The organism is Candidatus Dadabacteria bacterium, from assembly GCA_009837205.1.
In the GTDB taxonomy this organism is placed as follows: Bacteria; Desulfobacterota_D; UBA1144; order Nemesobacterales; family Nemesobacteraceae; genus Nemesobacter.
Map to the genome: position 1 here is coordinate 1 of VXTZ01000027.1, position 6290 is coordinate 6290.

Below are 6290 nucleotides of genomic sequence, written 5' to 3' on the forward strand. Positions count from 1 at the left end.
CCTTTATCACGTTCCACCCCGCCCCCCTGAAGATTCTTTCGTGCTCCTGTATTATCTTGCCGTTTCCCCTGACAGGTCCGTCAAGGCGCTGGAGGTTGCAGTTGATCACGAATATCAGGTTGTCGAGCTTTTCCCTAGACGCGAGGGTGATGGCTCCCAGGGTCTCGGGCTCGTCGGTTTCCCCATCCCCGATAAAGGCCCATACCTTGGCGTCGGTTCGGGGCTTTAGGCCCCTGTCCTCTAGGTACCTGTTGAAACGTGCCTGGTAAATCGCCATTATGGGAGAAAGTCCCATCGAGACCGTCGGGAACTCCCAGAAGTCCGGCATTAGCCAGGGGTGGGGGTAGGAGGAGAGGCCGTCTCCGCCGAGCTCCCTCCTGAAATTGCGCATCTGCTCGATAGAGACCGTGCCTTCTAAAAACGCCCTTGCGTATATGCCCGGCGAGGCGTGTCCCTGGAAGTAGATCATGTCCCCTTCCCGGCCCTCGTCGCCCGCCCTGAAGAAATGGTGGAAACCTATCTCGTAGAGCGTTGCGGCCGAGGCGTAGGTCGAGATATGTCCACCGATGCCGTCGCTTATCCTGTTTGCGCGCACGACCATGGCCATGGCGTTCCACCTTATTATGCTTCTTATGTTGCGCTCTATTTCGTAGTTTCCGGGGTAAGGAGGCTGGTCCTCGAGGGCAATGGTGTTCACGTAAGGGGTGTTCGCAGCGTAGGGAATCTGCACGCCTTTTTTCTGGGAGTATATTCTGAGCTTGCGAAGCAGATCGCTTGCCCTCTCGCGCCCGGAATTCTCAATCACGTATTCAAGCGATTCGATCCATTCCCGGTCTTCGGCTTCTTCTTCCGATATCTGAGGATCTTCTTCCATTATCCGTACAAAACGCGGCGAAGCGGGGCCGCAGGGGAATTTGCGGCACAAAACAACCGCGTGGTTTTTACAATCTAGAACCCGACCCCGAACACTTAAAATGGGTCAAAGGCGGAAGCCTGGATTCGGAAAAGCATTTTAACCGCAGAGGAGAAAATATCACTACTTGAGAGGAACTATTTCAGCGCTTCTCTTCTTCGAGGATTATCCGGGCGTTTTATGTCTCCAAGTCTCGCATTATCCAAGCGTTCGAAGTACAGGTCGAATCTTCCAACATCATCCTCAGGCGCGACGCTATTTGGGCCGCAAGAAAGTGTAAAATACATTCGTAACATTTATGCCCTAAACCAGTCTTCGCAGTTTTAAGAGGAGGTCATTCCAAGAGCGTGGGGAAATCGCTAAATCCCATGAATTCACCCAAAAACTCTCATTGGAAATTGGGATTTGCTCTTATATTCGCTACAATGAATATAACTCGTTATGGCACGCAGGCAGACTAGAAAGAACGCTTCTAAGCGTAAATATACGATGACCGTGGCCGGTCAGCTTTTCAACCACCTTGGCTTGCAGATGTATTCCGGCGCGGTGCCCGCGATTTCCGAATTTATCTCGAATGCCTACGACGCCATGGCGAGAAACGTGTGGGTAACAATTCCAACTGGACGCCCTATAGAGTCGGATGATCAGATCATCGTCAAGGATGACGGTCAGGGGATGAGTTATGAAGAGTGCAATTTGTTCTATCTATTGGTCGGCAGGAATCGCCGCTCAACCCAAAACGAATGGACGAAAGAATATAACGGTTTATCTCCGCGAAAAGTCCAAGGACGAAAGGGAATTGGCAAACTGGCTGGATTCGGCGTCGCCAATATAATTGATGTCCGTACGATTAAAGAAAAAGAGGTTTCTCACTTCAAGCTCGACTTCGAAGATATAACCAAAAGTTCCGAGTTCGCAGATGCGCAAGGATACGAGCCCGATGCTTTGCCTGATGATGGGGAGAAGACCAAAGAGAATCCAGGTACCGCGATAACCCTCTCCCAATTAAAAATCAACAGGGCCATTAATGAAAAAGAGTTCAAAACTAGTCTCGCAAGACGGTTGCTGGTACTAGACAGCGAATTCATCGTTCATGTAAATGGAAAAGCGATTACGCGACAGGAAATTCCTTTTCAATTCCGATTTCCAGAAAAAACTGGAGAATGGGAAACCACCGATCTAAAAAATGGACAACAGATTCAATGGTGGGCGGGTTTCTGTAAAAATACGATCCCAAACGAAGAACAAAGAGGATTCGTAGTCTATGTTCGCGGTAAGTTAGCTCAGACGCCTTGGTTTTTTGATCTTAGCGGCGGAGTATGGGGACAACATGGAATGCAGTATCTCACTGGTGAGGTGAAAGCGGATTTTCTTGATGAAAGAGTTGATTTGATCGCTACTGACCGAGGTACCATCCGGTGGGAAGACCCAATAGCCTTTCCATTGAAGGAATGGGGTCGAAAAAAAATAAAGGAACTCTTAGGATCTTGGACTGATAAGAGACGAGAAGATAAGGAAAAAAGCCCTAGAATAATTCGTTACCTAGAACAAGCGAAAAAGCTTCCCAAGAGGGAACAACAGACTTTTAAGACAGTCGTTAATCGTATCTGTTCAATTCCTCAGCTTGATAAAGACAAGGCAGGAAAAGAGATCACGGACGAACTCGTAGAGTTTGTCTATAATGCTCTTACGAACCGAAGCTTCTTTGAAGCTATAAAAAGATTAAATGCTGTATCTGCGGAAGATGTAGCCCGTTTTAACAAAATACTTTCCGAATGGGACATTATGGAGGCGATAAGCACCGCCCACCTTGTCAAAGGACGCATTGAGATAATTCAGAAATTCAGGCAAATGATAGAGGAGAAAGTTCCTGAGAAGCCTGACATGCAAAATTATCTCAAGGAGCATCCGTGGCTGATTGATCCGAAATGGACTATGCTTGCTCATGAAAAGTCGCTTGATACATTAATAAAGGAAGAATTCGGTCTTCCGTCCTCAGGCGAAAAGGAAGGCCGGGACCGTCCCGATTTTTTCTGTATAGGAGACAAATATCAAACCGCTTACGTGATTGACGTAAAACGTCCCGGTTTGCTTGTTGGACGAGACGAATTTGATCAAATTCGGAACTATGTTCTGTTTCTAAGAAGAATCCTGCAAAAGCAATCTACGGATAGTGAACACGGAAGGTCATTGGTTAAAGGGCTCTTAATCGCGGATCGAATACGTGAAGATGATAGAGAGCACGGACAAATGGGGCAAGACTCTGGAGTGTTTGACATTCGGACATGGCAAAGCCTTCTAATGGGGGCGGAGGCCATGCACAAAGAGTTCTTCAATGTAGTAAAGATGCGGGCGCCTTTTGATGATCCAAGAATGAAGGAGCTTTCGACGAGTATTCCAGAAGTTGATACTGTAGAAGAACGGAAAACGGATAGACGCTCGTGAAGAATAAAAAAAACAAGATTGGGCAAGTGAGAGGTGAAAAACCTATTGCCATAGATCTATTCGCCGGATGCGGCGGGCTTACTCGCGGGCTTCGCGAGGCAGGCTTCCATGTCGCCGCAGCCGTGGAGATTGACCCTATTGCGGCTAAGACATATAGGTGGAATAACAGGCGCACTAAATTGATTGAGAAAGACATTCGAGATGTATCAGCCCAAGAGATACTACAAGCCGCTGGTGGCGAGAAAATCGCCTTGGTGGCGGGTTGCGCGCCTTGCCAAGGATTCTGTTCCCTAACCGCGAAGTACAAAAGAGACGATCCGCGCAACGAACTTCTATTGGTTATGGCTGATCTGATCAATGAAATTCAGCCCGAGGCTATAATGATGGAGAATGTTCCAGGTTTGGCGCGGAGAGGAAAACCCATTTTTGAAAAATTCCTGAGGATTCTGGGGCATCTTGGATATCAGTGCGAATGGAGCATCGAGCAAATGGCCGATTTCAATGTTCCGCAGTCTCGAAGAAGATTAGTTCTTTTAGCGGGACGAGGTTTCAAAATACCTTTCCCAAAAGCTACACGCGCTCGTTCGCCTCAAAACGGTTCTGGTCTGAAAAAATGGATGACGGTACGAGAAGCTATAAGCCATATGAATGAGCCAATCACTTTGAAGGCTTCCAGGGGCCGCGGAGGGCCGCAATCGCACAACTGGCATGTCGTCCGCGATTTGTTGCCTAGAACCAAGGAACGACTTCGCGCCGCCAAGCCTGGAAAAAGCTGGCAAGAGGTAGAAGAATCGTTGCGACCCAAATGTCATCGCAACGGATACAAAGGGTTTACCAACGTTTACGGCAGGATGGAATGGGATCGAGAGGCTCCAACTATTACCGGTGGTTGTACCGTTGCGTGCAAAGGAAGGTTTGGTCACCCTGACGAAAATAGATACACGATTTCAGTGCGAGAGGCGGCGTTGCTCCAGACTTTTCCTGAGCGCTATAGATTCGTCACTGACCGCATCGATTCCGTTTGCGATATGATTGGAAATGCAGTCCCCCCGCTCTACGCGAAACTGGTCGCTAGGAAAGTATTGGCCGCTATTAATGATTGAAGGCTTTCAGATGCGAAGCGCTAAAACTCGTTCTTCTCCTCAATTCGAGATTTCACGGCCGCATATGGCCAAAGTCAAATCAAAAAATACAGCGCCGGAGTTAAAGCTAAGACGATTATTGCTTGATATGGGCTATAGAGGCTACAGGATTCATTACGGCAAGTTGCCGGGACGGCCTGATGTAGTTTTTACGAAATATAGGAAAGTGATATTCGTGCACGGATGTTTTTGGCATGGGCATAATTGCAAGGCTGGTAGAAATACGCCAAGAACCAATAAAGATTACTGGGAACCGAAATTGCTACGTAACGTTGATAGAGATAAAAAACGTCTAAGACAGATCAGGAAAAAGGGATGGAGGGTTCTAGTGGTTTGGGAATGCCAGTTAAAGAATCCTGAGTTTATGCAGAAAAGACTTAAAGAATTTATGCGTTCAAGCGGAATTAAACCTCAATGAAGTAAAACGGGAATACGACAGGAAACTTGCTCAGAGAGGAAAGATCAAAATCTAATCTGTGTAAAATTGTATATAACCTCCATTGTTCGGGACTTATATACTTTATCGCCCAGAGAATTAGGGGGAGAGCGTCATTGTTAGTTTGTTTCCTCCTTGGGTCTGTTGTCTTGGATACATCCGCAGTCAGCATGAAGCTCTATGTCAATCCTGACCTTATCCACGTTCGAGACGTATTTCCGAAACATTTCTACCACTTTCAATGCTTCGTCCATGGGGTCAAGTCCGTCCATCTCCTAGAACCGGTTCCACACCTTCAGGCGCTCGTCGTCCATTGCCTTTGCTTTTATAAAAAGAGAGAAGAGATTTAGACTTTATCTAAATTTCCTCAATCATCTTCTCAACAAAATCATAGCCTAGATCACCTTCTATTATTGAGTAACCAGAGAAAACTGGCCAAATAAAACTAGACAACCTTTCTTCTTCGTCTTGGTATAAACCAATGCTCCTATTTTCTAGACGTATGAGAAGTCCCTCCAAATGCTTAAAGAAACCGAAGATCTTCTCATTTTTGATAGGGTAATTGTGAAGGACATAATCTATCTCTTTCGAAAGAACCTTAAGATTTATAATGATTTCGCGATATTCTGGCACATCTCCTTTGCTCATATAGTTGCGAAATGCATAAAATCCTTCATGACCTTCCGTGCCATCCTCGAATGCCTCTCTGAAGCCATCAATCGTTAGAAGTTTCTTTATAGTGCAGCTATCCACTATCATCAAATCAGTTCGTCCACCTTTCTGACTAGCAGAAATAATTTCGTGCAGAATAGCCTCCTTCACGTTTGCATATTGTTGTTTCAGATTAACCTTGATTATGCGGCGTTTTTTCCGCTCCGGAATATGAACAACAAGAAAATAGAATAGAAATGAAATAAGGCCGCCGATGAGAAACGGGGAGGAGATGTTGTAGAATGCAGTCCAGAACCCCGTTTCGGTATAAACAACATGGAGGAAATTGTTGGTAACAACGAGAATGAAAAATAAAAGATTAACTAAGAACCAAAATAGAATTCTAGATAACAGACCTAAAATATTGCGATATAGTTCCTGCATACAAGAAAGTAATAGTCGTAATTTTTCATTTATCATAAGAAAAATTTCTTGCGTCCTGCCTACTAGCCAACTTCATAAAGATTGCGTGGCTTATATTTCGCTTGGTAAATTAACAAATCCATAACAGTAGTCAAAAAAGATCGCGATCAAGCCATTTTCTCGCTCATAACAAGCAAAAAAGACTTGATGAATTCCGTGGTCATTATGGGGAAAAGCTGCGATTCCCTAGGGCAGAGGCTGCGTAGAAAAACTTCGGGGA

Annotated in this window: 5 protein-coding genes; 3 read left to right on the top strand and 2 right to left on the bottom strand. The window is 45.8% G+C overall.

The window, feature by feature from the left end; all coding sequences use genetic code 11:
- Positions 1-874 (bottom strand): pyruvate dehydrogenase (acetyl-transferring), homodimeric type (locus tag F4Z13_06955; protein MXZ48964.1); only part of this gene is annotated, 874 nt, incomplete at its 3' end.
- A 480-nt stretch (positions 875-1354) separates the two neighbouring features.
- Between F4Z13_06955 and F4Z13_06960 the strand changes: the two genes are divergently transcribed.
- Genes F4Z13_06960 through vsr form a run of 3 tightly spaced genes read left to right on the top strand, consistent with a single transcriptional unit; the run spans position 1355 to position 4918 of the window.
- The gene (locus F4Z13_06960) at positions 1355-3358 is read left to right on the top strand and encodes a hypothetical protein (GenBank protein ID MXZ48965.1); all 2004 of its coding nucleotides are present in this window, start codon (positions 1355-1357) and stop codon (positions 3356-3358) included.
- On the top strand, positions 3355-4461 hold the full coding sequence (locus F4Z13_06965) for a DNA cytosine methyltransferase (protein ID MXZ48966.1): 1107 nt from the start codon (positions 3355-3357) through the stop codon (positions 4459-4461). The genes F4Z13_06960 and F4Z13_06965 overlap by 4 nt, the downstream gene beginning before the upstream one ends.
- A gap of 10 nt (positions 4462-4471) precedes the next feature.
- On the top strand, positions 4472-4918 hold the full coding sequence (gene vsr, locus F4Z13_06970; protein MXZ48967.1) for a DNA mismatch endonuclease Vsr: 447 nt from the start codon (positions 4472-4474) through the stop codon (positions 4916-4918).
- Between the two features lie 375 nt (positions 4919-5293).
- Here the strand turns inward: vsr and F4Z13_06975 are convergent, their stop codons facing one another.
- Entirely contained in the window at positions 5294-6067 is a 774-nt protein-coding gene (locus tag F4Z13_06975; GenBank protein ID MXZ48968.1) for a hypothetical protein, read from the bottom strand.
- Between the last annotated feature and the right edge of the window lie 223 nt (positions 6068-6290).